We start from the raw sequence: 25,971 nt of genomic DNA, 5'->3' as shown, positions 1-25,971 counted from the left end.
CTCTTTGTTCTATTATATATGTTTTATAAAAGAAAAAACGAGCAAATTGCGTTATGCAATTTGCCCGTTTTTCTTTTCGTTATTTTTTTTCTCATCACGATTCATTAATGGATAGAAAGCAAAGCCGATTACGAATAAACCAATTCCGAGAAGGAACGTTTTTATATCGGATGCGCCGGTTTTAATAACCCATAGTGCGTAGCAAAGTGCGATTACTGCGACTATGCCATCTGTAATTCTTGCCCGCATTTCATTTTTATATGTTTCACCAGTTGCGACTAGTTTTAACTGGAAGATTGGTGAAACGAGATATGGAATGAGGTAGGCTAGTGTTGATACGGTAATAACGAATGTATAAGCTTCCGCAATGGTTCCTGATAATGTTGAGAATAAGAACACTTGCGACATAATGTTTGTTAATCGTAATGAATAAATTGGACTTCCTTTTTTATTTGTTTTCGTAAAGAAGGAAGGGAAGAAACCTTCTTTTGCAGCTTGATATGGTACTTCTGAGCTTAATAAAATCCAGCCCAAGATAGAACCGAATAGGGAAGTAAGAGCAAGTAATGCCATCAGTTTCCCGCCGCCATGACCCATCGCAGCATTCAATGCGTCTGCTAATGGACGTTCCGAAGCTTGTAATTTATCAACGTGAAGTACACCCATTGTTAAAATCGTAATTCCTAAGTAAATGGCAACTGTAATAAGTAATCCAGCCACCGTTGCACGTTTTACTGTTTTAGGAGAGGTAGCACGGTTTGATAAAAGTACTGCTGATTCAATTCCGATAAATGCCCAAAGCGTTGTAAGAGCGGCTAAATTTACTTGTGAAAGAAGGCCGTGTGATACACCTGATTTATCGATCATCGGCGTGTACCATTGTCCAAACTTAGAAGCCTCGAATGCAAATAACGTAACGACGATGAATAAAAGGAATCCTGTTACTTTCGTTGTTGTTGCTAAGAAGTTTAGCTTTCCAGCTCCGCTTACACCGTTTGTTAATATAATGTGAGTTCCCCAAAGTAAGATGGAACAAATAGTAAATGTAATTAGTTTTCCAACTTCTATATCGAACGAGCCGATTGAAAATAGTAGTCGTGTATCTTTCATAATTGGGAAGAAGAGTGATAAATATCCCGCGAAAGATGTAATGATGGCAACGTTACTTGCCCAGTTTGCAACCCAATATCCCCATACCATACTGAAACCAGCCATTTTTTTCTTTTTTGGTGATGAGAATAAAGCATATGCATGACTTTGTGGTCCTGTCGTTAAATCAGGACGACGAATTGCTAAATTACCGAAAACAAGAGCTAGCATTAATACACCAAACCCTGTTGTTAACCAAGCTAAAGTGACACCGAGAGGGCTTGCTGTTTGTGCCAACGTACTTGGCACCATGAAAATACCAGCGCCAACCATGTTACCGACAACGAAAGCTGTTAGTACCCAAAAGCCCCATTTTTTTTGTTGCATAGAAAATACCTCCAAAGTTAGTATAACCAAGTCAAGCGAGGAGATATGTATGTCTTCTTAGTAGAGAAGAGAAGTCCCAAACAAAACAAAAAAAGCACGTAATTTGCCGCTACATGCTTTCTATCTTATAAGAAACCCACGACATACCTCTCGATAGCTCTCCACAAACGAAACGTTTCGTTTGTGACAGTTCTGCACTTATTAAATGCAGACCCAGCAAGCGTGCATGGTGGACACGGGCTTACTTCGGCAATCATTCCTTTCTCATTCCTTCATCAATGCCACTACATCTCCTGAAACGATACTCTTAATGATTGCAACCTCTACCTCACCGAGATACGAATGAGGATTTAAATATTAAATTAACGTAGTTAAGAGTAACAAATGTATTTTTATACGTCAATGGATATAGTAATAATCAGATTATAGAGAAGAGTTTGTGATTAAAAGGGATAGGGATTATTATGTAATATCGAATTTTCATAATATAATAAACATTATTGGTGCTAGAAGATTGAGAAGGGGATGAAGTATATGTCTACATGTCATAAAAATTCAGTAATAGGTGTGCTAGATTCGGGAGTTGGGGGATTAACAGTTGCGAGTGAAATTATAAGACAATTGCCTAAAGAGAGCATTTATTATATTGGTGATAATAAGCGTTGTCCGTATGGGCCGAGAAGTGTAGAGGAGGTACAATCTTTCATATTTGAAATGGTTGAGTTCCTCAAGCAGTTTCCATTAAAAGCTCTAGTTGTAGCATGTAATACTGGTGCAGCTGCAGCATTGACCGCGTTGCAAGAAGCACTTCCCATCCCGGTTATTGGTGTTATACATCCGGGAGCAAGAGCTGCAATTAAAGTGACAAAGAAAGGGAGAATTGGAGTAATTGGAACTGTAGGTACGATAAAATCTAATATGTACGAACAAGCATTACACGAGCTGGATACATATTTGGAAGTGCATAGTCATGCATGTCCGACTTTAGCTACAGTTGTAGAAAATCAATTAGAAGACACAGCATACGTCATGCAGCAAGTGAAACAAGCTTTACTGCCATTAACGAAAGAAGATATAGATACGTTAATTCTTGGGTGTACGCATTATCCACTTTTAGAATCCTATATAAAAAAGGAGTTAGGAGAGGCTGTAACGATTATTAGTTCTGCAGAAGAAACAGCGATAGAGTTAAGCACCATTTTACAGCATAAAGGAATTTTGTCTGACAATTTGAATCCGAAGCATCGCTTTTTTACAACAGGCTCTATTTTATCATTTGAACATATTGCTGAGCGTTGGCTAGGGTATCAAATTTCTGTAGAAGGTGTGAATTTACCTATGGAAAAACAAATTGTGAAATAAAAAGAAGCTGATCTAAAACTAGATCAGCTTCTACATATAAGATTAAACTAAGTTTAATACTGTTACTTTTTCGCGTGTCATAGACTCAAGGCTCTTACGAATACCTTGTGCGCCCATACCTGAACCTTTTACACCGATGAATGGGAAGTGGTCAGGACCGCGCTCTGTGCGCCCGTTAATTTGAACAGAACCAGTTTCGATTTTGTTAGCAATTGCAAATGCTTTGTTAATGTCTTTTGTGAAGACACTTGCTTGCAAGCCGAACTCTGATTTGTTAGCAATTTCAATTGCTTGTTCATCTGAAGAAACACGGATGATTGGAAGGATTGGGCCGAATGGCTCTTCCCAAGCAACTTTCATTTCTTCTGTTACGTGGTCGATTAATGTTGGGTAAATTAAGTTACGCTCACGTTTGTTACCGATAACGATTGTTGCACCTTTTTCAACAGCGTCGTCAACTAAGCTTTGAACGAAGTCAGCAGACTTGTCGTCGATTAATGGAACGATTGTGCTGTCTTGTTCTGGAGATCCAACTGATAGCTCAGCTACTTGCGCTTTTAATAAGCTAACAAGCTCGTCCGCTACGTTTTCGTGTACAAGTACACGTTTAATAGCTGTACAACGTTGACCAGAGTAAGAGAATGCACCGCTTACGATATGGTTTGCAGCATCTTGTAAGTCAGCATCTTCGCGAACGATACCAGGGTCTTTACCACCAAGTTCTAATACAAGTGGAATCATTGCAGCTTTTTTCGCTAAATGTTTACCTGTGTTTGTACCACCTGTGAACGATACCATATTGATGCCTTCGTGTTCTACTAAGTAGTCACCAATTACAGAACCGCGTCCTGTCGCTACGTTTACAAGACCTTTTGGAAGGCCAGCTTTATGAAGTGCTTCAACCATTTTAATACCACTAATTGCACCTTGAGTTGCTGGTTTGAAAATAACAGCGTTACCCATAATTAATGCTGGTGCAAGTTTTGCAGCAGATAAGTTTACTGGGTAGTTAAATGGTGCGATTGCTAATACAACACCAAGTGGTGCGCGTTGGATGATCGCAAGTTTAGATTTCGTTCCGCCAGGGAAGCTATCGCCCATCATGCTTTCTCCGTGCATATGTAGAGCTTCTTCGATTGTGTAACGAATGAAGTCAGCTGTACGAACAACTTCTTTTTTCGCATCTTTATATCCTTTACCGACTTCTTTCATAATGATATCGGCAATTTCATCTTGCATATTTACGAGCTCATCAGCCCATTTATATAAATATTTTGCGCGATCTTGTAGAGAAGCTTCCGCCCATGATTTTTGAGCTTCTTTTGCAGATGCCATTGCTTCATCTACTTCTCCGCGAGTAATTGCTTGTACTTGTCCAATTACTTCGTGTAAGTATGGAGATGGAATTTCGATTGTTGCTCCTGAAGAGCTTTCTCTCCATTCTCCGTCTAAATAAAATTTGTACGTATTGCTAGTTGTCATGATTAGTCCTCCTAAAATAGCAACTTGTAAGAGTGAGTATAAGGTGATTGTAGGGTGTTTGATAACATTTTTCAAATGAAATGTTTGTGAAAACGATTTCTTATTCTTTTTTTATTTTGTATGCCCTTTCTTACAGAAGATTCTCTTATTTCAAACGGATGTAGCGTATATTTTTATTCAGTTTGTGAAAAAACAATTGACAGAATACTCAATAAAGTTGTAAGATTATAAATGGAAAATAAATGAAGGGGGTGTGCGTAATGATTGTAATCGTAAATGTAATGAGTTTAGCTCTGTTAAATGGCAGAAAACATTCATATCATTACGCAACCCGTACGGATATATAAGGCATCTTTGTCTTATAAAAAGCGTACGTTGCGTATATCGTAACGTACGCTTTTTATGCATTTTTGTGCATATCGTCAAGCGGCGGTATGCTTTTTTTTGTCTAATTTGCTTGTTTCCATACGTTGTATGGTTACGATAAAACAAACTTTGGAAGGTGGAAAAATGTGATGAGATTGTATGGGTTACGAAATGTAAATATGATGGGTCTGGATAGTGGATAAAGACATGAGAGTGAAACGAGAACGAGAAGGGAGAGGTTACATTGTTATCAGTATTACTAAAGTTAAAATGGTTTTTTCAAGAGCATTGGAAGAGATATAGTATCGCCATTGGAGCTCTTTTAATTGTGAATATAGTTGAAGTCATTCCCCCGAAAGTGTTAGGGGTTACGATTGATAATATAAAAACAGGAACGTTAACGAACGAAGCAATTATGCAATCTATTCTTATTTTAATAGGGGTTACGATAGTTGGATATGGCCTCACATTCGTTTGGCAACATCAATTGTTTGGCGGTGCATTCGTACTGGAGAAGACGATGCGCTCTAAATTTATGGGGCATTTACTTAAAATGACACCGACGTTTTATCAAAAAAATCGTACTGGCGATTTAATGGCGAGAGCAACGAATGATTTAAAAGCAATTGCTATGACGGCTGGTTTCGGTATATTAACGCTCGTGGATTCGAGTTTATATATGCTTACAATTGTCTTTATGATGGGATTTACAATTAGTTGGGAGCTTACATTTGCGGCACTTATACCGCTTCCAATTATGGCGTATGCGATGAATATATATGGAAAGAAATTGCATGAAAGATTTACAGTTGCGCAAGATGCGTTCGGTGATATGAACGATAAAGTATTAGAATCAATCGCTGGTGTGCGCGTTATTCGTGCATACGTACAAGAAAATGCAGATCAAGAAAGATTTCATCAGTTAGGAGATGACGTCTACGAAAAAAATATGAAGGTAGCCAGAATTGATGCATTATTCCAGCCAACTGTGAAAATGCTTGTTGGCCTTAGTTATTTAATTGGTTTAGTGTATGGCGCATATCTTGTATTTCAATCGAAGGTGACACTTGGTGAACTCGTTTCTTTTAACGTGTATTTAGGGATGATGATTTGGCCGATGTTTGCAATTGGTGAATTAATTAATGTTATGCAAAGAGGAAACGCTTCGTTAGACCGAGTAAATGAAACGTTAGCGTATGAACCAGATGTAAAGAATCCAAAAAATCCAAAGCTTGTACAAGAGCCGAATTATATTCAGTTTGATGAAGTTACCTTTTCATATCCTTCATCAACTGAAACAAATTTAAAGAAGGTTTCGTTTACCTTAAAACAAGGAGAAACGCTTGGGGTTGTTGGAAAAACAGGAAGCGGAAAAACGACGCTTGTACGTCAGCTTCTTCGTCAATATCCGCTTGGAGATGGGGATATTGCAGTCTCTGATGTGACGTTAAATAAAATAACGAATGAAAATGTACTCGGGTGGATTGGGTATGTACCTCAGGAACATATTTTGTTCTCAAAAACAGCAAGGGAAAATATTTTATTCGGAAACCGAGAAGCGACGGAAGAAGAACTCGAGAAAGCAATTGAAATTGCGGCGTTTAAAAAGGATTTAGAGTTTTTACCAGAAGGGTTAGAAACGCTCGTTGGAGAGAAAGGTGTTTCTTTATCAGGAGGGCAAAAACAAAGGATTTCGATTGCGCGAGCGGTTATTCAAAATCCGGAAATTTTAATTTTGGACGATTCTTTATCAGCTGTTGATGCTCGTACGGAAGCTGCGATTATTGAGAATATAAGAACAGAGAGAAGCGGAAAGACGACGATAATTACGACGCACCGTTTATCTGCCGTACAACATGCGGATTGGATTCTCGTTATGGATGAAGGCGAAGTTATGGAAGAAGGTACGCATGATCAGCTTATTAAAAGCGGAGGCTGGTATGCGGAGCAGTTTGAAAGACAACAAGGGGAAAGTGAAAGTGCGGATAGTGGGGTGAAAATATGAGCGTATCAAAACGATTGTTCCAATATGCGATGAAAGTAAAAGGGACGATTTTTGCAGCGATGCTAATGTTATTTATTTTCGTCATCGCAGAACTTGCTGGTCCTTTCGTCGCGAAAACGATGATTGACGATCATATCGTTGGAATAGAGAAACCTTGGTATGAAACAGAAAAGAGTGAAGAGGCTGTTCCGTATAATGGTACCTTTTATAAGCGAAGTGATCGCTTTGAACAAGGTGAGAAAAAAGGAAAAGAAGTACGCGTGATGCAAGTCGGTTTTCAATATTACTTTGTACCGAATAAAGTGAATGCTGAAGGGTCACGTACTGTAAAAGATGATATGATTACCGTCCAAAATGGTAAGGCAGTGCAAGTGTATAAAGCGAAAGCATTAACGAAAGAAGAAGTGTTTGCGTTTTATAAACCAGAAATAAACCGTCTATTATTACTTGGTGGTGGGTATTTCGCTTTATTAGTAGTCGTTTCCTTATTTGCATATGGAAAGCAATTTTTCTTACAGAAGGCAGCGAACAAAATTATTCAAATTATGAGGGAAGATGTCTTTTCTCATATTCAAACGTTGCCGATTCGTTATTTCGATCATTTACCAGCAGGGAAAATTGTTTCGCGTGTAACGAATGATACGGAAGCCATTCGTGATCTATACGTAACGGTACTTGCGACATTCGTTTCTAGTATCATTTATATTATCGGGATATTCGCTGCGCTATTTTTACTCGACGTAAAATTGGCGACGTTATGTTTACTTATCATCCCGATTTTAATCGTTTGGGCAATTCTTTATAGAAAGTATGCGTCTGTATACAATCATAAAATGCGCTCACGTTTATCTGATATTAACGGAACAGTGAATGAATCCATTCAAGGTATGCCGATTATTCAAGCGTTCCGTCAAGAGCGTGAAACGAAAAAAGAGTTTGAAGAATTAAATGGCGATTATTTTAAGTATCAAAATAAAATTTTGAATTTAAATGCCGCAACTTCTCATAATCTAGTGTCTGTATTAAGAAATATCGCTTTCACAGGTGTGATTTGGTATTTCGGTGGCGCTTCATTAAGTGCTACAGGCGTCATTTCTTTAGGGATACTGTATGCGTTCGTTGATTATTTAACACGATTGTTCTCACCAATTACAAATATGGTAAATCAGCTTGCTAACTTAGAACAATCGCGTGTTGCATCAGAACGTGTTTTTGAATTGTTAGAGGAAAAAGGGGAAGCAGTAGAAGAAGAACGTATGCCTCGCTTACAAGGAAACGTGAAATTTGATAATGTGTCGTTTTCTTATAATGGAAAAGATGAAGTGTTAAAAAATATTTCTTTTGAAGCGAAACAAGGCGAGACAGTGGCACTTGTCGGTCATACTGGATCAGGAAAAAGTTCCATTATGAATGTACTCTTTCAGTTTTATGAGTTTGAAAAAGGAAAGCTTACAATTGACGGTCACGACGTAAAAGAGATGCCAAAACAAGCAACGCGTGAACATATGGGAATCGTACTGCAAGATCCGTTTTTATTTAGCGGGACGGTCGCTTCTAATGTAAGCTTAGAGAATGAAAAAATTTCAGAAGATCGCATCGTAAAAGCATTGCGTGATGTTGGTGCTGAACGGTTTGCGAACAATATAGATGAAGAAATTACGGAGAAAGGAAGCACACTTTCAACCGGAGAACGTCAGCTTATTTCGTTTGCTAGAGCACTCGCTTTTGATCCAGCCATTTTAATTTTAGATGAAGCAACGTCTAGTATTGATACAGAAACAGAGGCGATGATCCAACAAGCGTTAGAAGTTGTGAAAAAAGGAAGAACGACATTTATTATTGCTCACCGTCTTTCAACAATTAAAAGCGCAGATCAAATTATTGTGCTTGATAGAGGAACGATTTTAGAAAAAGGCTCTCATGATGAACTAATGAAAAAGCGCGGGCGTTATTACGATATGTACAAAACGCAAATGGAAGGAAACCAGAGCGCTTAATATGTATGGAGGAGAACTTGTGATTTTCACAAGTTCTTTTTTAGTGAATCAGGGCTGTTAAATAAGAAGTATTGTTTTACCTTTTTCTTTATAAATGCTATATTAAAAAATGTTACTTATTTTTTGTATGTAGCGTTATTTTCCCCTTTTGTTTGATTATGAAGAAAAAGGATAAACTAAATAAGAACATTTTCATTGAAAAATTGTTCAAGATTGCATACAATCAATATAGTTTTTAAATTCCTATCAGAATACTTGGAGGATTACCATCATGAAAAAATTATTTTCAGTACTTGCAGTAACTACATTAGCAATCGGGATTGTAGCGGGCTGCGGTAAAGAAGAGAAAAAAGATACAGCTAATCAAGATGCGTTACAAAAGATAAAACAAAGTGGTGAACTTGTAATTGGAACAGAAGGTACATATCCACCGTTCACATTCCACGATTCAAGTAATAAATTAACTGGATTTGACGTTGAATTAGCAGAAGAAGTTGCAAAACGTTTAGGAGTAAAACCTGTATTTAAAGAAACACAATGGGATAGCTTACTTGCTGGTCTAGATGCAAAACGTTTCGACATGGTTGCGAATGAAGTTGGTATTCGTGAAGATCGTCAAAAGAAATATGACTTCTCTAGCCCATATGTTTCATCTTCAGCGGTATTAGTTATTGCGAAGGATAAAGATAAACCTGCTACATTTGCTGATGTAAAAGGATTAAAAGCAGCACAATCTTTAACAAGTAACTATGCAGATATTGCTAAGAAAAATGGTGCAGAAATCACGAATGTAGAAGGCTTTAGCCAAGCTGCAGAATTATTAAACACTGGCCGTGTTGATTTCACAATTAATGATAAATTATCAGTGTTAAATTATTTAGAAACGAAAAAAGATGCAAAAATTAAAATTGTAGATACAGAAAAAGAAGCGTCACAGAGTGGATTCTTATTCCGTAAAGGTAGCGACAAGCTAGTACAAGAAGTAAATAAAGCGTTAGAAGATATGAAAAAAGATGGTACGTACGATAAAATAGCGAAAAAATGGTTCGGTGAAAATGTATCTAAGTAGTGCGTTGGTTTCAGATCGATTGTCTACTTGGATAGATATTATGCAGTCTTCCTTCATGCCTATGCTGAAGGAAGCTGTATTTACGACAATTCCATTAACGCTTATTACATTTATTATCGGGATTATACTTGCGACGTTAACGGCGCTTGCACGTATTTCAGGTAGTCGTATTTTACAATGGATTGCTCGTATCTATGTATCTATCATTCGCGGAACGCCACTTCTTGTACAGTTATTTATTATTTTCTATGGTCTTCCAACTCTTAATATTGAAGTTGAGCCATATACAGCAGCAGTTATTGGATTTTCGTTAAATGTTGGTGCGTATGCATCTGAAATTATTCGTGCTTCTATCCTTTCAATCCCGAAAGGACAGTGGGAAGCAGCTTACACAATTGGGATGACATACCCGCAAGCATTAAAACGTGTTATTTTACCGCAGGCAACGCGAGTATCTATTCCGCCGCTTTCGAATACATTTATTAGTTTAGTGAAGGATACTTCATTAGCATCGTTAATTTTAGTAACAGAAATGTTCCGAAAAGCGCAGGAAATTGCGGCAATGAACTATGAGTTTTTAATTGTTTATTTCGAAGCAGGTCTAATTTATTGGGCAATTTGCTTCTTATTATCTATTGTGCAACAAATATTAGAAAAACGTTCAGAACGTTACACTCTAAAATAACCCTTTCATAAAAGGAGTTTTTGTTTTTATGATTTCAATTCAACATTTACAAAAAAGTTTCGGAGATAATACCGTACTAAAGCATATAGATTTATCAGTTGAGAAGGGGGAGGTTGTTGTTATTATCGGGCCATCGGGATCTGGTAAAACGACATTCCTGCGTTGTCTCAACGTGTTAGAAACGCCGAACGCTGGTAATATTCGCATCGGTAATAAAGAGCTCGACTTCTCTCAAAAAGTATCGAAGAAAGATATTGTCAATCTTCGTACGCAAACAGGTATGGTATTCCAGCACCATAATCTATTTCCGCATTTAACAGCACTTCAAAATGTAATGGAAGGGCTCGTTACAGTGAAAAAGATGGGGAAAGAAGAAGCGAAGAAAAAAGCAAACTATTTCCTTGAAAAAGTTGGTCTTGCGGATAAAGTAGACTTATATCCGTTCCAATTATCAGGCGGACAACAACAGCGCGTTGGAATTGCTCGCGCGCTTGCGATGGAGCCGGAAGTATTACTATTTGATGAACCGACGTCAGCACTCGATCCTGAACTCGTTCAAGAAGTTCTGAAAGTCATGAAAGAACTTGCTAAAGAAGGCATGACGATGGTTATTGTAACGCACGAAATGCGTTTTGCGCATCAAATTGCGAACCGTGTTATTTTCATGGATGGCGGTGTCGTTGTCGAACAAGGTACACCAGAAGATGTATTTACAAATCCAAAAGAAGAACGCACGAAGAAGTTTTTACAAATGTTGCAGTAAATTAAGGAAGGTCTCAAGGCATATGCCTTGAGACCTTTTTGCCATATATATTTATTTTTGGAATCCGCCAAGGCTTTGCTCAGCCATTGCAACTAGACGTTTTGTAATTTCTCCACCAACAGAACCGTTAGCACGAGCCGTAGAATCTGCTCCTAATTGTACACCAAATTCTTGAGCGATTTCGTACTTCATTTGATCGATTGCAGCTGTTGCTCCTGGTACTACTAATTGATTGTAAGAACTTTGGTTTGCCATAGGAATATATCCTCCTTAGAGTTATAAAAATTTTTTTTGGTTGGACTAGCTGGATTTGAACCAGATTATCGCCCCGTTTGGCGCTAATCCATCGGTAATTAAGTTTGTACTCATAGTATGGATGTTACCTAGAAAGATATACGAAATAATAATTTGTAAATTTTGTAAAAAAATCTTAGTGATTTCGTAAATTATGAAATAAGAGTAATCGTTGTATTTTTTAGAAAGAAGGCTAAACTAAGAGCGATATGAAATATGTTTTTCTTTTTGTATCCTGTTATTTGGGGGCAAATCATTAACTTCTTATTTATGACTTATTACAATTAAATCGGTAGCAACTTTATAGTTCTATTTTAAGTAGGGGGGACAGGACGCTCCTATGCACGGCTAGATGCTCTCTTCAATCTGCTTGTAAATGATAACGTATGGAGGAATCGTGATGGGAATTTGCCCGCTTTGCAACGCATTAGAATCACAAACATATTCTTGTCAAAATTGCCAAGGTATACTCCAAGATTATGGAAAAACTGTAGATTACATAGACGATTATAGTGCGTATATGGATCAAGAATTATTAAGTGCAGTAGATGGGTTAACACATAGTAATTCACAAGAGTACTGCAATCATGTTTTTTATTGCGGGATGTGTAATGTGGAAACAGAGGTTGTAGTGAAACTTGTGTAAATAGAAAACTTCCACCTTATGAATGAGGTGGAAGTTTTTGTTTTTGTATTTGTAAGTGAATCATAGGGGATGGGATATGTTCGGTGTTTGATGGAGTTCCGGATTTTATTTGAGACATTTTTTCTTTTGCATCGCGCAAAGAATGTTCAGTTAAGTAGATGGCATATTCGTAAAATAATTGGCGCGTCAGTTCACTTTGTTCTTTTAACTTTTCATCTTGGAATACAGTTCGCCCAGGTTTAGAGTTTGCTTCAAAGAGCCACGGGTTTTCCTGTGTGTCTAAACCGATATCAAAACCGATTTCTCCAATATTTCCGGTTACTTGTTCATCGAGCGCGTAACTGATTTGTAAGGCCGTATGTTTTAATTTATTTTCAATTTGAATTTGTTTCGTTGAATCTGGAAAAAGTTCTTGCAGTAATTTTGTATCGCCACCGCTATTTACATGCGTTGTTAAGCTACCTTTGCCAGCAATTTTTGCAACGATTGCACTGACCATCCATTGGCCGAAATGATTTTTATTTGTATGAATGCGAAAATCAACAGGTTGCCCATCGAAGCGAAGTAAGGAAATACCTTGTTGTACGATAAATTTTTTTAAATCATGTCCTTTTAACACATGGTTCAGAAGCGTTTCTAATGATTGGTACTTTCTTAGTTTATTTTCTTCATTTTCGCGATAACGGCAGTAGTAGCAATTCTCTGTTTGAGAATAAAATAGTTGATGAATATTTCTACCGAAGCTGCCGTGAATCGGTTTCATGTAAACAGATTTATACGTACCGAGAAATCGTTCTACTTGTTCGAAGTGTTGAAATGTTTCTGTGTTTGGTAATAAAGGCATAATGGATTCATCTTTCACAAGAAGTTGATGCACTTCCCATTTATTGAAAAAGCCTGGGTTAAACCAAGGAATGGAGTAGTCATGCTCTAACTTTCTTTTTGCTCTTACGATCGGTTTATAATTTTCGGCTTTACGATTTGGTAATCGATCGTAAATGACATTCGGTAAAGGGACTTTTTTCTTAATCCACTGTTTCTCTTGAAAGAAATATCCTTCAATTGTTTCGTCTTCCCAGTTTATATGTTGCACACCAAAAACGAATACAAATGGTCGCAAGGTGAATGGCGGCGTTAGTAACTCGCTGAGAGAAGTTGAACGGTTTCCTAAAGGATTAGAAGAGTCATCGTTAAAACCAGTTGTAAAAATCCCGATTAATGGTCCGAAAATAATGGTTTCATTTTGCGTGAATGCATGGATAGTAGTGGAATGAGGAAGTAAAAGTTTCTCTGCAATTTGTTTTCCGATAATGATTTCGCGAGTAAAGGAATAATGAATTTTCACCTCTTCACTTGCAACATGGCGTACGCCGAAGGAAAGGGATGAAATTGGTGGTGTAATGGAAAAAATGTAAGGTAAAGTAATACTATTTGGATGCTCATCTGAAATGTTTAATGTATATATGTGCTCTTTCAAAATGGTGTTACCTCCTTTCATTATGGTGTGAAGCGACTAAAATTTAGTGGTCCGTGATATATTTTTTCGGCTAATGCATCACTATGACGAATGTAATGTTCGTACGGGGGGATCGTGTTGACATACATAAGCCAAATTGCCCCTTTTTGATCCATAATGGTGGAAAGCTCTAGCTCGAATAACGAAGAATAAGATTCGTCTAATGTTTGGAACACTTCATTTATAATGTCATGTAAAGCGTCCTGTAATAATTGTACACCTGTACTAGATAATACGTATTTAATTTTTGAAAATGAATGCAACGAGGAATCATCCGTTGCCGAAAGTAAAAGTTGATTCGGAAATGAGCTTTTTTGTATAAATTGGCCGATAGCATTCCACTTTTGTTCTTTATTTTTTTGCAAAATGGTTCGAATATGGAGCGGGTATGTTAATTGATTTGGTGGTTGCAGCATTGTATGGATGATGTAACGTGCTGATCGTATGTTAGATTTGTACCAAGATATAAATTCATCTGTCCGTTTGATTGGAGTAGAAGTATGATAGTCATCATTTATCGTATCGATATGAAACGTTTTGTTTTTATAAGTGATCCGGTACAGACTTTCATTGGAATGTGTGTTAGTAGGCCGTATAATAATATCTTTTGTTTTTAATAACAGTTTGAAAATGTTTTGTATCGTTGCTATTTCAAATTTTGGTATATAAGGAGATAATTTTTTATTCGTGAGAAATAAATCATGAAGTTCGCTTAAGTCAATGAGTGTGTTATTTAAAAAGGTAGTGGTAGGACGGTTGTGTAATGAGTGAATAATTGATTTTGCTTTGTTGAAGTCTGTTTCCTCGTTAAAAGAAGAACGATCGTAAATATAAGAAGGAATAGGGAATATTTGCTCTTTCCATTTTCCTGTATCTGTATCATAAATAAGACCAGAGACAAGGTCTGTTTTAGGATCAATACCAAATGGCGTAAACTGGGCAACGACATTATGATAAAGCCGAGCGCGTTTAGCGATTTCGGTGTAATACATTTGCTCATAATGAGGGTGAGAAGTTAAAATACCGAGAACCAACGAAATCACTCCTTTACTAACAAAATGTTGGCATAATAGGCATAGCTATATATTGCAAATACGTTTTTATACCATTATACTTTTGTCCGTATGATGATATGCTATAGTTTTGGAGAAGCGAAAGGTTGATTGTAATGAATATATGGTTAAGTATGTTAACGACGACAGGGCTCGGAGCGATTATTGGAGGATTCACAAATCATTTAGCGATAAAAATGTTATTTCGTCCTCATCGCCCTATTTATATTGGAAAGTTTCAAGTTCCATTTACACCAGGGTTAATTCCGAAGCGCCGCGATGAACTTGCTGTTCAATTAGGGAAAATGGTTGTCGAGCATTTGTTAACGCCAGAAGGAATCGGAAAGAAATTAACAAATGAAGAGTTTCAAAAAGGTTTAATTCAATGGACACAAGTAGAAGTGGATAAAGTAATTACGAATGAACAGTCGTTACGACATATGTTAGAAAAATGGAATTTAGTACATGTAGAAAAAGAGGCGACCGAGAAAATTGAGCATGTAATTACAGAAAAAATAGAGGCATTTTTAGCAGAGTATTATACATATACATGGGAACAGGCTTTACCTCATTCTGTTCATGAAAAAATAGAGAATACAATCCCAAATGTCTCGGCGTTTATTTTAAATCGAGGAATTCGTTTTTTTGAAAGTGAAGAAGGGAAAGCACGTCTTTCAAAAATGATTGATGATTTCTTTGCTTCTAGGGGAACGCTACTTAACTTAGTCGGAATGTTTTTAGGGAATGTAAGTGTAGTGGATCGTGTGCAGCCAGAAGTTATTAAGTTTTTAGGGCAAGATGGCACAAAGCAACTTTTAACTGATGTACTGCAAAAAGAGTGGGAAAAGTTAAAAGGAAGAGATGTAAAAGAAGTAGAAACGTTTGTAGAAAAAGAAATGATTGTAAGCTCCATATTGTCAGCAGTTAAAGTTGAAGAAACAGTGAGTAAGTTTTTAAATCAATCTGTGCAGCAAGTATGTGAGCCAGTTCGAGAAACAATTATTGAAAAGGTAGTCCCAAGTGCAGTAACGAAAGGCTTGAAGTGGGGGACAGAAAACGTAGAAAGTATATTAAACAATCTACATCTTGCGGAAATTGTCCAGCAAGAAGTATCTACATTTTCAACAGAGAGACTAGAAGATTTAGTTCTATCCATTACCAAAAATGAATTAAAAATGATTACGTATTTAGGAGCACTATTAGGCGGGATGATTGGACTCGTGCAAGGGCTATTACTGTTGTTCCTTATGTAGTAAAGATAAGTACATAGAAATAAAAGTGAAATTTCTTCACATCTCTTGCATAGTTTGATATGGTAAGAAGAGGTGCGTATGTAAATGCACTTAAAAGGCAGTGTGAGCGAAAAGCGCTAGCCTTCTAAAGGAGGAAAAATAAAATGACAAAAAACATTCATGATGTTGCATATGAATTACAAAAAGCAATCGCTGAAAACGAAGATTTCCAAACATTAAAAGCAAGCTACGCAGCAGTACAAGGTGATGCGGCTTCAAAGAACTTATTCGATGAGTTCCGTACAATGCAACTTGGCCTACAACAAAAAATGATGCAAGGTCAAGAAATCAGTGAAGAAGATAACCAAAAAGCACAAGAAGTTGTAGCTCGTATTCAACAAGATGCTAAAATCACAAAGTTAATGGAAACTGAACAACGTTTAAACATCGTTATCACTGACGTTAACAAAATTATCATGAAGCCACTTGAAGATTTATATAACGCGCAACAACAAGCGTAATAGTGGAAGACGCCCCTTGTATGGGGCGTCTTTTTTGTGGTTTCTATTTGTATATATCATTATTTCTTGAAATACTCAGTATCAATGTTCTTTTCCTTCAAAAACTTTTCAATTTCTTTTTGCTTCCTACCATTAACTTGCTCAAAGCGTTTTGTAAAAGAAAAGTCAGTTTTGAATAAGTTACCATCTTGCGCGAGTTTATCTAATTCTTGCTCTAGTTCTACTGAAAGTGCCGTAGACGCTGAAATAAAATCATGAATTTCCTTCGAAGGCTGTTTGTAATCATCAGGGATCGTATTGTTACTAATAAAATCATGGAAATTCGCATCATTTTGTTGCGCTAAATCTACTAGTTGTTTTAATTTCTCTCGGTCGGATTCGGTGACATTCTCGTCAGACATAGATGATGAAAGTGGAACGATGTTTTCGTCTAACTCTCCGCTATAATCTAAATAAGTTTTTATATTTTGTTTCATTTCGTCTTCGTTAATCGTTTCATTCTTTTTTGAGGAAGTGAATATCGTTTCTGGAATTTTTATCGTTACATCTTTAATAGATTGCACATCGTTTTCTTCCTTAGGTTGCGCACTGTTGGAACAAGCTGGTAGCAATAAAATTGTAAGTAACATGAGTAGATATAAAGTATACTTCTTCATTTTAATCTCCTTTTATATTCATTATTATCTCTGTAAAATAGCTATATTCCATTTCAAATACTTTACTAAAGTTGCGTATAGATGTTTTACCATTTGGTAAGATATGACGGATATGAGTAAACCGCTGCAAAAAGCGATGAACACATTGTAAACATCGGAATAACTAATTTGATGAAACCCTGTAAAAAATCCTAATCCTATTAATAAAATAGGTGAAACAATTAATAATGGAGTGGCAATGATAAGTGCTAGAAGAATCGGTAATAAAAAGAGTAGTACGAAAAAGGCGATAATGATAAAGGTAAAGTTTAAAACACTTAAACTCATAACAGAAAATAGTGCGGTTATCATATTTTTAAAGCTTCGTTTATTATCAGCGTTATGTATTGCATAGGAAACAGTAAGTTCTTTCGCGATCGTTTTAGGGCTTCCTAGTTTTCTAGCAATTTCTTCTTCAGATTTTCCATCTTGTTTACCACTGATAAAATGAGTTTCGTACTCTGAGATAATATCTTTCTTTTCTACATTAGGCATATTCCGCAGGGAAGAACTAAGTTGTTCCAAAAATTCATTTTTCTTCATAACAATCACTTTCCTTTATAAAATGATGAATTAAAGTTGAGAATGCTATATTTTGAAAGGGGGATACGAATTACAAAGCTCGTTCCAATTAATGGGTATTCCAATATTTACAAATATATCATTTGCTAGTGTTCTTTGCAAGGTACTGTAATGTTTTTAATACTGTGATGAGATGAAAGTTTTTTGTGCATTTTTAGATGAGATATAAAAATATTATTTTAGGATAAATAAAGGGTTGTAAGCGGATTCTTTATTTATTGTTAAAAAACTGTCAAATTCATATTGTTGGAAAAATAATGCATTTGTAATATAATGATAAACAATACTTCACCACGTTAATTAACTAGGTGAAATTAAAAATCTTTATTACACACATTATGAAATAAAGGGTGATTAGTTTGAGTACAGGTGTAAAAGCAAACGACGTGAAGACAAAAACAAAAGGAGCAGATCTTGTTGTTGATTGTTTAATTAAACAAGGTGTTACACATGTTTTCGGTATTCCAGGGGCGAAGATTGACTCTGTATTTGATGTACTGCAAGAAAGAGGACCAGAGTTAATTGTTTGTCGTCATGAACAAAACGCAGCATTTATGGCAGCTGCGATTGGTAGATTAACAGGGAAACCGGGCGTATGTCTTGTAACTTCAGGACCAGGGACATCGAATTTAGCGACAGGTCTTGTTACTGCGAATGCGGAGAGTGATCCCGTTGTTGCTTTAGCTGGTGCAGTTCCACGTACGGATCGATTAAAACGTACGCATCAATCTATGGATAATGCTGCACTATTCGAACCAATCACAAAATATAGCGTAGAAGTAGAGCATCCTGATAATGTGCCAGAAGCATTAAGTAATGCATTCCGAAGTGCGACTTCCACAAATCCAGGAGCTACTTTAGTAAGTCTTCCGCAAGATGTTATGACAGCGGAAACGACTGTAGAGTCTATCGGTGCGCTTTCTAAGCCACAGCTTGGAATCGCTCCCACACATGAAATTACATATGTAGTAGAAAAAATAAAATCGGCGAAATTACCAGTTATTTTACTCGGTATGAGAGCGAGCACAAATGAAGTGACGAAAGCCGTTCGTGAATTAATTGCGGATACAGAACTTCCTGTCGTTGAAACATATCAAGCAGCTGGTGCAATTTCGCGTGAGTTAGAAGATCATTTCTTCGGCCGTGTTGGATTATTCCGTAACCAACCAGGTGATATTTTACTAGAAGAAGCAGACCTTGTTATTTCGATCGGTTATGACCCAATTGAGTATGATCCGAAATTCTGGAATAAACTTGGAGACAGAACGATTATCCATCTTGATGACCATCAAGCAGATATCGACCATGATTACCAACCAGAGCGCGAATTAATTGGTGATATTGCTTTAACAGTAAATAGCATCGCGGAGAAATTACCGAAACTTGTATTAAGTACGAAATCAGAAGCAGTGTTAGAACGATTACGCGCGAAATTATCAGAGCAAGCAGAAGTTCCAAAACGTGCTTCAGAAGGTGTTACGCATCCGCTTCAAGTGATTCGTACACTTCGTTCTTTAATTAGTGACGATACAACTGTTACATGTGACATCGGTTCACATTCTATTTGGATGGCAAGATGTTTCCGTTCTTATGAACCACGTAGATTATTATTTAGTAACGGTATGCAAACGTTAGGTGTTGCACTTCCTTGGGCAATTGCCGCTACTTTAGTTGAACCGGGCAAGAAAGTTGTTTCCGTGTCAGGTGATGGTGGTTTCTTATTCTCTTCGATGGAATTAGAAACAGCGGTACGTTTAAATGCTCCGGTTGTACATCTCGTATGGAGAGATGGTACGTACGATATGGTTGCGTTCCAACAAATGATGAAATACGGTAGAACATCAGCTACAGAGTTTGGCGATGTTGATCTTGTGAAATATGCGGAAAGTTTCGGGGCGTTAGGTCTTCGTGTCAATACACCAGATGAATTAGAAGGTGTATTGAGAGAAGCGTTAGAAGCAGACGGCCCTGTCATTATTGATATTCCAATCGATTACCGTGACAACATTAAATTAAGCGAAAAATTATTACCAAACCAATTAAACTAATGGAGGCATGGTTGAGATGACTGTTGCGCAATTAATTGATATTGATGCAAAAAGAACGAAAACGAATAACGAAGTATATCAAACATCTACAATGCTTGCGCTATTAGATGGTATATATGATGGTGTGATTAGTTTTGAGGAACTAAAAGAACGTGGTGATTTCGGCATCGGCACATTTGATCAACTAGATGGTGAAATGATTGCATTCGATAATGAATTTTATCATTTACGTTCAGACGGTTCAGCAGAAAAAGTAGAACCGGAAGAAACAACACCGTTTGCGACTGTAACGTTTTTTGAAAAAGAAATGAGTTATACAGTAGAGCATCCAATGAATCGTGAAGAAGTTGAGGCATTATTACATGAATTAATGCCAAGTAAAAACTTATTTTACGCTATTCGAATGGACGGTACGTTCCGTGAAGTAAGAACGAGAACTGTTCCAAGACAAGAAAAACCGTATACACCGCTCGTTGAAGTGACGAAATCTCAGCCAATCTTTTCATTTAAACATACAGAAGGTACGCTAGCTGGATTTTGGACGCCAGATTATGCGCAAGGTATTGGTGTAGCTGGTTTCCACTTACATTACATTGACGATGAAAGAAGTGGAGGCGGACATGTTTTCGACTATGTTGTTGAAAACTGTACGATCCAAATTTGTCAAAAAGCTCATATGCATTTAGCACTTCCAGAAACAGCTGATTTTATGGCGGCTGAATTATCAAGAGAGAACTTAGAGGATAATATTGCGACTGCGGAAGGCGCGGAGTAAAAGGGAGAGACTGTTCCATTGTGGAACAGTCTTCTTTTATTTATAATGTCATTATTTGTCGGTAAGTCGATATTCCTTGTCGAATCGTTGATATATTTTGAGTTATGGTAGATATATTTGAAAAATCGTTGATATATTGTAAGTTACGATAGATATATTCGAAAAATCGTTGATATCGTTATTTTTTTGAAACGAACGGATTCCCCTCGTAATAAAAACGCCACGGATAATGTACAGCTTCTTCTGCATAGTCGATGTTAATACGAGGTCCTGCTGTTATTTTATATTGTGATGATATGTGTTCTTCTTCTTCTGGGACGAGTTCAATATGCAATGTGTCACTTTGTAAGGATACGCCTCGTTCTTCTAACGTAATTCCGAGGGCACGGCATAGTTTGCCAGGGCCATTCGTTAAATTTTTATACTGCGCTTTTGTAATGTCGGTTTTGTTGTAGCGCGCTAGTTTTATTTCTTCTATTCCATCTACCGGTTCAAGGGCTCGAATGAGAACGCCTTGTGGGGTGCCAACTGGCGCTGTAATGACGTTAAAACAATGATACATACCGTAAATTAAATATACGTAAGCATGTCCCGGTGCGCCAAACATGACTTCTGTGCGGTCCGTTCGTCTGCCGCCATAACTATGTGCGGCTTTATCATCGGGACCTTTGTATGCTTCTACTTCTACAATGATTCCGCTTCGTTTTACTCCGTCTACAATATGTACAAGTTTTTGTCCGAGTAATTTCTTTGCGATTTCTAACGTATCGCCTTCATAAAAGGAAGGTGGTGCTTGCATTGTACTATCTCCTTTACTGAGTGTATATGTATATAGTAAACCAAATTTTCAGTAGTAATTCTAACTCGTTCTATTTGCTACATTTATTTCATAAATTATGGATAGAGTACAACAGCGAAGAGGGGGAGTGCGACATGATTTATCGCTTACTAGCTCTTAATATAGATGGGACACTACTATATAACAACGGAAAAATTGCAAAAGGATTACGAGAAACAATTGAATTTGTGAAAAGAAAAGATGTATACGTTACATTGTTTACGAGCCGTAATTTTCAGTCCGCTCATAAAGTTGCAAAGGCGTTGAAATTAGATTCTATATTAGTGACGCATGGCGGTGCTTTCATTTCAGCAACGTTAGATAAGCCGTACGTTCAAAGAAGATTATCGGAAGAGAAGACGTTTAACATTGTGCAGGTGTTAGAGCACTTCGATTGTAACGTCCGCATTTCTCATGAACGGTTTTCAATCGGAAATCGTGAGAGAAATACACCAAACTTAATTGCGCGTACTGTATTATCAAGCGCAGATCCGTTATTTTATCCAGTTCAGTTTGTAGACTCGTTAGGTGATGCGCTCCGTGATCATCCAGTAGCGGCACCAAAAATTGATGTTATTTTCCAAAGTAAAGGTGAAAAAGAACGAGGGCTAAATACATTACGAAAAGCATTCCAAGATATAGAGTATATTGATTGTGATTCAAAACGAATAGAAATTTTGCCGCAAAATGTATCAAAATTACGTGGATTACAATTGCTTGGAGAGCATTTAAATATTTCGCTAAACGAAATGGTTGCGATTGGGGATAGTTTAGAAGATCTAGAAGTAATTGAAAATGTAGGGCTCGGGGTAGCGATGGGGAATGCACCCATAGAGTTAAAACAAGCAGCAGACTGGATTACACGTTCAAATAGTGAGAACGGTGTTGAGTATATGATTAAAGAACATTTCCGCAAGCAATTCCCACTTCCGTTTTTGAAGAATCATAAAAATACACCGAAACGATGAAAGAAAAACGTAGCTTTTCAGCTACGTTTTTTATTAGTTTTATTCGAAAAATGAAAACGTTTTACCGGATAAATTGTGTCTGAAATTCATACAATTAACTTGAATCATTTAGAAAACTGTTGTAAAGTGGGTGATGTTGCCAAAATAGTTACACCACATGAAATATTCTTCAGGTTAATTTCATTGAGCTCCCATACGTAAAAACATTTCCGCATGATAGTTTAGTTCACGTATTGTTTCAAAAATGAATTGTAGTAATTTTACTAATTAGTTTTAGAGTGTCTTTGTTTTATTTAAATGGATTATTTTAAGTTAATGTGAGTAAGGCTTGGTACATATGAAATGTACTTCTCTTTGTAGCTTTAGGAAATTTAAAAGGGGGAATGAATTTTTTGAGGAAATCATTTAATCAAAAAATAAAAAAATTAAGTAGTAGTTTTATAGTAGTGTTGCTAGTATGTATGAATTTTCTAATCCATTTACCATATAAAGCAGAGGCAGCTACACCAGAATTAAAAGGTTTAGGTGATGTATCTTATTACAATGCAATCATTTTTGGAGATCATAGTGCAACGAGTGCGGATATTGAAGGTGCGATGGCTATTCAAAAAAATATGAACGCATCAAGTTATACAGTCTTAGCGGCTGCAACAGGAGCACATAACTTAGCTGGAGCAACATGGGTAGAGGAAGGATATCCAGCATTATTACTAGGTGGTCAATTTACGAAAGCGGGAACAGGACAAGTAATTATTCAAGATGGAACAGTGGCGATGACAAAAGATGGTGACCCAGAAGGTGCAATGAAATCATCATATGACCGTATCTCTTATAAAGAGCAAGCGGAGATTGATGCTAAATTTAAAGAGTTTAGAAAAGACGTTGATAGTGTAATTGAGGATGCGGGCCAATTACATACTGATAAACCAAAACCTGGTATGACTTTTGGAATCGGTGAAGATGTAAATAACCCTAATATTTATGTTTCTTCAGGCCAAAATGGAAAGAAAACATTTAATGTAAGTGATGTTTATCTTCCGAATGTAAGTAATAAAGACTTTATTGTTATTCATTCAGATGCAGAAGAAGTGAGTTTTGGTGGCGGTGCAATCTTGTATGATACAACAGATAAGGGCGGGTTCACATTAGTTAATACATCTCAAGCATATGATCCTAATTCCTTTTTTACCGAGTTAGCTAGTAAAGTCATTTGGGTGTTCCCTAATGCTACAAAGATAACAACTAAAGGATATGGTGTAGTAGGAAGTGTATTTGCGCCTAATGCAGTTGTAGAGACAAAAGGTGGCTCTATTAACGGACAAGCCTTTGTTGGTGGGTTACACCAAAGAGATGGATTTGAGGTTCATAATTTTAAATTTAACTGGCCAAAGTGGAAAAAGCCGGCTGCTGAAAAAGGAAATTTACAAATTAAAAAAGTTGATGAAAACGATGAAAACATTGTTTTAAAAGATGCGAAATTTGATGTTATAGACAAAGATAATAATGTTGTGGCTACTGTTACAACAAACGAAAAGGGTATTGCGGAAGTTAAAGATTTACCATTTGGTGATTATTTTGTAAAAGAAATTAGTGCACCAGAAGGATATATAAAAGTTGATACACCAGTAAAAGTAACAATTGATAATACAAACATAATTGAATTTGTTATGAAGAATACGAAAAAAGTAGAGAATGGTCAATTTAAATTATTGAAAAAAGATAGTGAATCTGGTCAACTTTTACCAGGTGCAAAATTTGATGTTATAGATAAAGATGGGAACGTTATCGAAACAATTATTACAGATGGTAAAGGTGAAGCTTTATCAACACAACTTCCAGTTGGAACATATACATTAAAAGAAGTTGAAGCACCAAAAGGTTACGAACTAACATCTAGTTTAGTTCATGTTGATGTAGCTGCTAATAAAACAGTGACTGTAGATGTGTTGAATAAAAAAATTGTTGAAAAAGCTACAGGTCAATTTGAAATCGTAAAAGTGGATGCAGAAGATAAAGCGAAAGTATTATCAGATGCAGAATTTGAAGTGTACAAAGATGGTAAAAAAGTAGAGACGTTACGAACAGATAAAACAGGTAAAGTAACCTCTAAGAAATTAGAGCCAGGAACATACACATTAAAAGAAACGAAAGCACCACAAGGATATACATTATTAAAAGAAGAAATTGAAGTCGTTGTGGAAGCAAACAAAGTAGTACAAGTACAAGTAGAAAACGCAAAAGAACTAGGAAGCTTACAAGTAATCAAAAAGGATGCAGAGAGTGGAAAAGTTCTAGAAGGTGCAGAATTTAAGCTGAAGAATGAAACTGGTCAAGTAGTTGGAGAGGCGAAAACAACGAATAAAGACGGCATTGTGAAATTCGAAAACTTAGTGCCAGGTAAGTATACGTTAGAAGAAACGAAAGCGCCAGAAGGCTACAAAGCGATAGAAGTTACAGTAGAAGTAAACGTTGTAGCAAATGAAGTAGCGAAACGAGAAGTATTGAATGAAAAAGTGAAAGAAGAAATTACAGGTCAATTAGAAATTACAAAAGTAGATGCTAATGATACAGGTAAAACATTAGCTGGCGCAGTGTTTGAAATTTGGAAAGATGGAACAAAAATAGACACATTAACAACAAATAAGAATGGTAAAGCAATTTCTAAGAAGTTAGAACCTGGAGATTACATTTTAAAAGAAGTTCATGCACCAGAAGGATATAAATTATCTGATAAGGAAATTAAATTTAAGATTTCTAATGAAAAAGTAGAAGTTAAAAATCTTGAAATTACAAATGAAAAAGAACAAGAAAAAGGTCCAGAAAAACCAGGCGAAGAAACAGAAAAGCCAGGTGAAGAAACAGAAAAACCAGGTGAAGAAACAGGAACACCAGGCGAAGAAACAGAAAAGCCAGGTGAAGAAACAGAAAAACCAGGTGAAGAAACAGGAACACCAGGTGAAGAAACAGGAACACCAGGTGAAGAAACAGAAAAGCCAGGTGAAGAGACAGAAAAACCAGGTGAAGAAACAGGAACACCAGGTGAAGAGACAGAAAAACCAGGTGGAGAAACAGAGAAGCCAGGTGAAGAGACAGAAAAACCGGGTGGAGAGACAGAAAAACCAGGTGAAGAAACAGGAACATCAGGTGAAGAGACAGAAAAACCAGGTGGAGAAACAGAGAAGCCAGGTGAAGAGACAGAAAAACCGGGTGGAGAGACAGAAAAACCGGGTGGAGAGACAGAAAAACCAGGTGAAGAGACAGAAAAACCAGGCGAAGAAACAGAAAAGCCAGGCGAAGAAACAGAGAAACCGGGCGGAGAAACAGAGAAGCCAGGTGAAGAAACAGAGAAGCCAGGTGAAGAAACAGAGAAGCCGGGTGAAGAAGTAGGAAAGCCTAACTTACCAGAAAAAGAGCAAGGCAGTTCCAATGATCAAAAACTGCCAGCTACAGGACATAATACAAATTACCTTCCATTTATAGGTGTAATTCTTGTGTTATTAGGAATGCGTTTAAGATTTATGACTAAAAATAGCTAATAGATTTATAAAAGGCAGAAGAGAAATGTCATCTCTTCTGCCTTTAAGTTTTTAAATAGAAGA

21 protein-coding genes and 1 riboswitch are annotated in these 25,971 nt (G+C 36.8%); of the genes, 13 read left to right on the top strand and 8 right to left on the bottom strand.

Going from position 1 to position 25,971, the window contains the following annotated elements; translation table 11 throughout:
• Nucleotides 1-51 precede the first annotated feature (51 nt).
• Nucleotides 52-1,476, bottom strand: a complete 1,425-nt coding sequence (locus QEP67_RS23610; protein WP_001186278.1) for an amino acid permease — start codon at nucleotides 1,474-1,476, stop codon at nucleotides 52-54.
• Nucleotides 1,477-1,622: 146 nt separating this feature from the next.
• Nucleotides 1,623-1,810: riboswitch (Lysine riboswitch) on the bottom strand.
• Nucleotides 1,811-2,010: 200 nt separating this feature from the next.
• Here QEP67_RS23610 and racE point away from each other — a divergent pair.
• Complete coding sequence (gene racE / locus QEP67_RS23605; protein ID WP_000102055.1) at nucleotides 2,011-2,838, top strand: glutamate racemase; 828 nt, start codon at nucleotides 2,011-2,013, stop codon at nucleotides 2,836-2,838.
• A 42-nt stretch (nucleotides 2,839-2,880) separates the two neighbouring features.
• Here the strand turns inward: racE and gapN are convergent, their stop codons facing one another.
• Nucleotides 2,881-4,320 (bottom strand): NADP-dependent glyceraldehyde-3-phosphate dehydrogenase, encoded by a 1,440-nt coding sequence (gene gapN, locus QEP67_RS23600; protein ID WP_353706452.1) that lies wholly within the window; start codon nucleotides 4,318-4,320, stop codon nucleotides 2,881-2,883.
• A gap of 610 nt (nucleotides 4,321-4,930) precedes the next feature.
• On the opposite strand from gapN, the gene QEP67_RS23595 reads away from it, so the two are divergent.
• From QEP67_RS23595 to QEP67_RS23575, 5 genes are all read left to right on the top strand, one after another.
• Nucleotides 4,931-6,691 (top strand): ABC transporter transmembrane domain-containing protein, encoded by a 1,761-nt coding sequence (locus QEP67_RS23595; RefSeq protein WP_000953780.1) that lies wholly within the window; start codon nucleotides 4,931-4,933, stop codon nucleotides 6,689-6,691.
• Nucleotides 6,688-8,688 carry an ABC transporter ATP-binding protein gene (locus QEP67_RS23590; protein WP_000116611.1) on the top strand — a complete coding sequence of 667 codons (2,001 nt, stop codon included), beginning with the start codon at nucleotides 6,688-6,690 and terminating at the stop codon, nucleotides 8,686-8,688. The genes QEP67_RS23595 and QEP67_RS23590 overlap by 4 nt, the downstream gene beginning before the upstream one ends.
• A 271-nt stretch (nucleotides 8,689-8,959) precedes the next feature.
• Complete coding sequence (locus QEP67_RS23585) at nucleotides 8,960-9,757, top strand: amino acid ABC transporter substrate-binding protein (RefSeq protein ID WP_000732834.1); 798 nt, start codon at nucleotides 8,960-8,962, stop codon at nucleotides 9,755-9,757.
• Nucleotides 9,744-10,442 carry an amino acid ABC transporter permease gene (locus QEP67_RS23580; protein ID WP_033657688.1) on the top strand — a complete coding sequence of 233 codons (699 nt, stop codon included), beginning with the start codon at nucleotides 9,744-9,746 and terminating at the stop codon, nucleotides 10,440-10,442. Before QEP67_RS23585 ends, QEP67_RS23580 begins: the two co-directional genes overlap by 14 nt.
• Nucleotides 10,443-10,470: 28 nt before the next feature.
• The gene (locus tag QEP67_RS23575) at nucleotides 10,471-11,205 is read left to right on the top strand and encodes an amino acid ABC transporter ATP-binding protein (protein WP_000623593.1); all 735 of its coding nucleotides are present in this window, start codon (nucleotides 10,471-10,473) and stop codon (nucleotides 11,203-11,205) included.
• A 51-nt stretch (nucleotides 11,206-11,256) separates the two neighbouring features.
• On the opposite strand, the gene sasP is transcribed toward QEP67_RS23575, so the two are convergent.
• Nucleotides 11,257-11,460, bottom strand: a complete 204-nt coding sequence (gene sasP / locus QEP67_RS23570; protein ID WP_000013349.1) for a small acid-soluble spore protein, SasP family — start codon at nucleotides 11,458-11,460, stop codon at nucleotides 11,257-11,259.
• Nucleotides 11,461-11,899: 439 nt separating this feature from the next.
• On the opposite strand from sasP, the gene QEP67_RS23565 reads away from it, so the two are divergent.
• The gene (locus QEP67_RS23565; RefSeq protein ID WP_000510463.1) at nucleotides 11,900-12,145 is read left to right on the top strand and encodes a hypothetical protein; all 246 of its coding nucleotides are present in this window, start codon (nucleotides 11,900-11,902) and stop codon (nucleotides 12,143-12,145) included.
• Nucleotides 12,146-12,161: 16 nt separating this feature from the next.
• On the opposite strand, the gene QEP67_RS23560 is transcribed toward QEP67_RS23565, so the two are convergent.
• Together QEP67_RS23560 and QEP67_RS23555 are read right to left on the bottom strand one after the other, a co-directional pair.
• The gene (locus QEP67_RS23560) at nucleotides 12,162-13,622 is read right to left on the bottom strand and encodes a YheC/YheD family protein (protein ID WP_000658066.1); all 1,461 of its coding nucleotides are present in this window, start codon (nucleotides 13,620-13,622) and stop codon (nucleotides 12,162-12,164) included.
• 20 nt (nucleotides 13,623-13,642) lie between these two features.
• On the bottom strand, nucleotides 13,643-14,695 hold the full coding sequence (locus tag QEP67_RS23555; RefSeq protein WP_000242703.1) for a YheC/YheD family protein: 1,053 nt from the start codon (nucleotides 14,693-14,695) through the stop codon (nucleotides 13,643-13,645).
• Nucleotides 14,696-14,829: 134 nt separating this feature from the next.
• Here QEP67_RS23555 and QEP67_RS23550 point away from each other — a divergent pair, with 134 nt between their 5' ends.
• Nucleotides 14,830-15,966 carry a DUF445 family protein gene (locus QEP67_RS23550; RefSeq protein ID WP_033658906.1) on the top strand — a complete coding sequence of 379 codons (1,137 nt, stop codon included), beginning with the start codon at nucleotides 14,830-14,832 and terminating at the stop codon, nucleotides 15,964-15,966.
• Nucleotides 15,967-16,109: 143 nt separating this feature from the next.
• Complete coding sequence (locus QEP67_RS23545; protein WP_000164618.1) at nucleotides 16,110-16,466, top strand: YlbF/YmcA family competence regulator; 357 nt, start codon at nucleotides 16,110-16,112, stop codon at nucleotides 16,464-16,466.
• A gap of 59 nt (nucleotides 16,467-16,525) precedes the next feature.
• Here QEP67_RS23545 and QEP67_RS23540 read toward each other — a convergent pair whose 3' ends face one another.
• Nucleotides 16,526-17,122 carry an NDxxF motif lipoprotein gene (locus QEP67_RS23540; RefSeq protein WP_000760957.1) on the bottom strand — a complete coding sequence of 199 codons (597 nt, stop codon included), beginning with the start codon at nucleotides 17,120-17,122 and terminating at the stop codon, nucleotides 16,526-16,528.
• 24 nt (nucleotides 17,123-17,146) lie between these two features.
• Nucleotides 17,147-17,704 carry a DUF1700 domain-containing protein gene (locus tag QEP67_RS23535; RefSeq protein WP_000739180.1) on the bottom strand — a complete coding sequence of 186 codons (558 nt, stop codon included), beginning with the start codon at nucleotides 17,702-17,704 and terminating at the stop codon, nucleotides 17,147-17,149.
• A 398-nt stretch (nucleotides 17,705-18,102) separates the two neighbouring features.
• Here QEP67_RS23535 and alsS point away from each other — a divergent pair, with 398 nt between their 5' ends.
• Both alsS and alsD read left to right on the top strand, forming a co-directional pair.
• Complete coding sequence (gene alsS / locus QEP67_RS23530) at nucleotides 18,103-19,791, top strand: acetolactate synthase AlsS (protein ID WP_000103528.1); 1,689 nt, start codon at nucleotides 18,103-18,105, stop codon at nucleotides 19,789-19,791.
• Between the two features lie 16 nt (nucleotides 19,792-19,807).
• Nucleotides 19,808-20,566 (top strand): alpha-acetolactate decarboxylase, encoded by a 759-nt coding sequence (alsD, locus tag QEP67_RS23525; RefSeq protein ID WP_000215038.1) that lies wholly within the window; start codon nucleotides 19,808-19,810, stop codon nucleotides 20,564-20,566.
• 178 nt (nucleotides 20,567-20,744) lie between these two features.
• On the opposite strand, the gene QEP67_RS23520 is transcribed toward alsD, so the two are convergent.
• Nucleotides 20,745-21,365: a DNA-3-methyladenine glycosylase gene (locus tag QEP67_RS23520; protein WP_001148770.1), complete on the bottom strand. Its 621-nt coding sequence runs from the start codon at nucleotides 21,363-21,365 to the stop codon at nucleotides 20,745-20,747.
• 134 nt (nucleotides 21,366-21,499) lie between these two features.
• Between QEP67_RS23520 and QEP67_RS23515 the strand changes: the two genes are divergently transcribed.
• Nucleotides 21,500-22,372 carry a Cof-type HAD-IIB family hydrolase gene (locus QEP67_RS23515; protein WP_000640400.1) on the top strand — a complete coding sequence of 291 codons (873 nt, stop codon included), beginning with the start codon at nucleotides 21,500-21,502 and terminating at the stop codon, nucleotides 22,370-22,372.
• 392 nt (nucleotides 22,373-22,764) lie between these two features.
• On the top strand, nucleotides 22,765-25,908 hold the full coding sequence (locus tag QEP67_RS23510) for a SpaA isopeptide-forming pilin-related protein (RefSeq protein WP_353706451.1): 3,144 nt from the start codon (nucleotides 22,765-22,767) through the stop codon (nucleotides 25,906-25,908).
• The last annotated feature ends 63 nt before the right edge of the window (nucleotides 25,909-25,971 follow it).

It is taken from the genome of Bacillus cereus group sp. MS39 (assembly GCF_040448665.1).
In the GTDB taxonomy this organism is placed as follows: domain Bacteria; phylum Bacillota; class Bacilli; order Bacillales; family Bacillaceae_G; genus Bacillus_A; species Bacillus_A wiedmannii.
Note: the sequence above shows the minus strand (reverse complement) of the source record. Positions and strands in the feature narration are given on the sequence as shown.

Bases quoted from the DNA above. Each gene is read 5' to 3' on its own strand.
- QEP67_RS23575 (WP_000623593.1), top strand. From the start codon at position 10,471: ATGATTTCAATTCAACATTTACAAAAAAGTTTCGGAGATAATACCGTA.
- QEP67_RS23580 (WP_033657688.1), top strand. From the start codon at position 9,744: ATGTATCTAAGTAGTGCGTTGGTTTCAGATCGATTGTCTACTTGGATA.
- QEP67_RS23610 (WP_001186278.1), bottom strand. From the start codon at position 1,476: ATGCAACAAAAAAAATGGGGCTTTTGGGTACTAACAGCTTTCGTTGTC.
- QEP67_RS23550 (WP_033658906.1), top strand. From the start codon at position 14,830: ATGAATATATGGTTAAGTATGTTAACGACGACAGGGCTCGGAGCGATT.
- QEP67_RS23515 (WP_000640400.1), top strand. From the start codon at position 21,500: ATGATTTATCGCTTACTAGCTCTTAATATAGATGGGACACTACTATAT.
- alsD (WP_000215038.1), top strand. From the start codon at position 19,808: ATGACTGTTGCGCAATTAATTGATATTGATGCAAAAAGAACGAAAACG.
- QEP67_RS23535 (WP_000739180.1), bottom strand. From the start codon at position 17,704: ATGAAGAAAAATGAATTTTTGGAACAACTTAGTTCTTCCCTGCGGAAT.
- QEP67_RS23520 (WP_001148770.1), bottom strand. From the start codon at position 21,365: ATGCAAGCACCACCTTCCTTTTATGAAGGCGATACGTTAGAAATCGCA.
- QEP67_RS23540 (WP_000760957.1), bottom strand. From the start codon at position 17,122: ATGAAGAAGTATACTTTATATCTACTCATGTTACTTACAATTTTATTG.
- QEP67_RS23585 (WP_000732834.1), top strand. From the start codon at position 8,960: ATGAAAAAATTATTTTCAGTACTTGCAGTAACTACATTAGCAATCGGG.
- QEP67_RS23590 (WP_000116611.1), top strand. From the start codon at position 6,688: ATGAGCGTATCAAAACGATTGTTCCAATATGCGATGAAAGTAAAAGGG.
- racE (WP_000102055.1), top strand. From the start codon at position 2,011: ATGTCTACATGTCATAAAAATTCAGTAATAGGTGTGCTAGATTCGGGA.
- sasP (WP_000013349.1), bottom strand. From the start codon at position 11,460: ATGGCAAACCAAAGTTCTTACAATCAATTAGTAGTACCAGGAGCAACA.
- QEP67_RS23565 (WP_000510463.1), top strand. From the start codon at position 11,900: ATGGGAATTTGCCCGCTTTGCAACGCATTAGAATCACAAACATATTCT.
- gapN (WP_353706452.1), bottom strand. From the start codon at position 4,320: ATGACAACTAGCAATACGTACAAATTTTATTTAGACGGAGAATGGAGA.
- QEP67_RS23545 (WP_000164618.1), top strand. From the start codon at position 16,110: ATGACAAAAAACATTCATGATGTTGCATATGAATTACAAAAAGCAATC.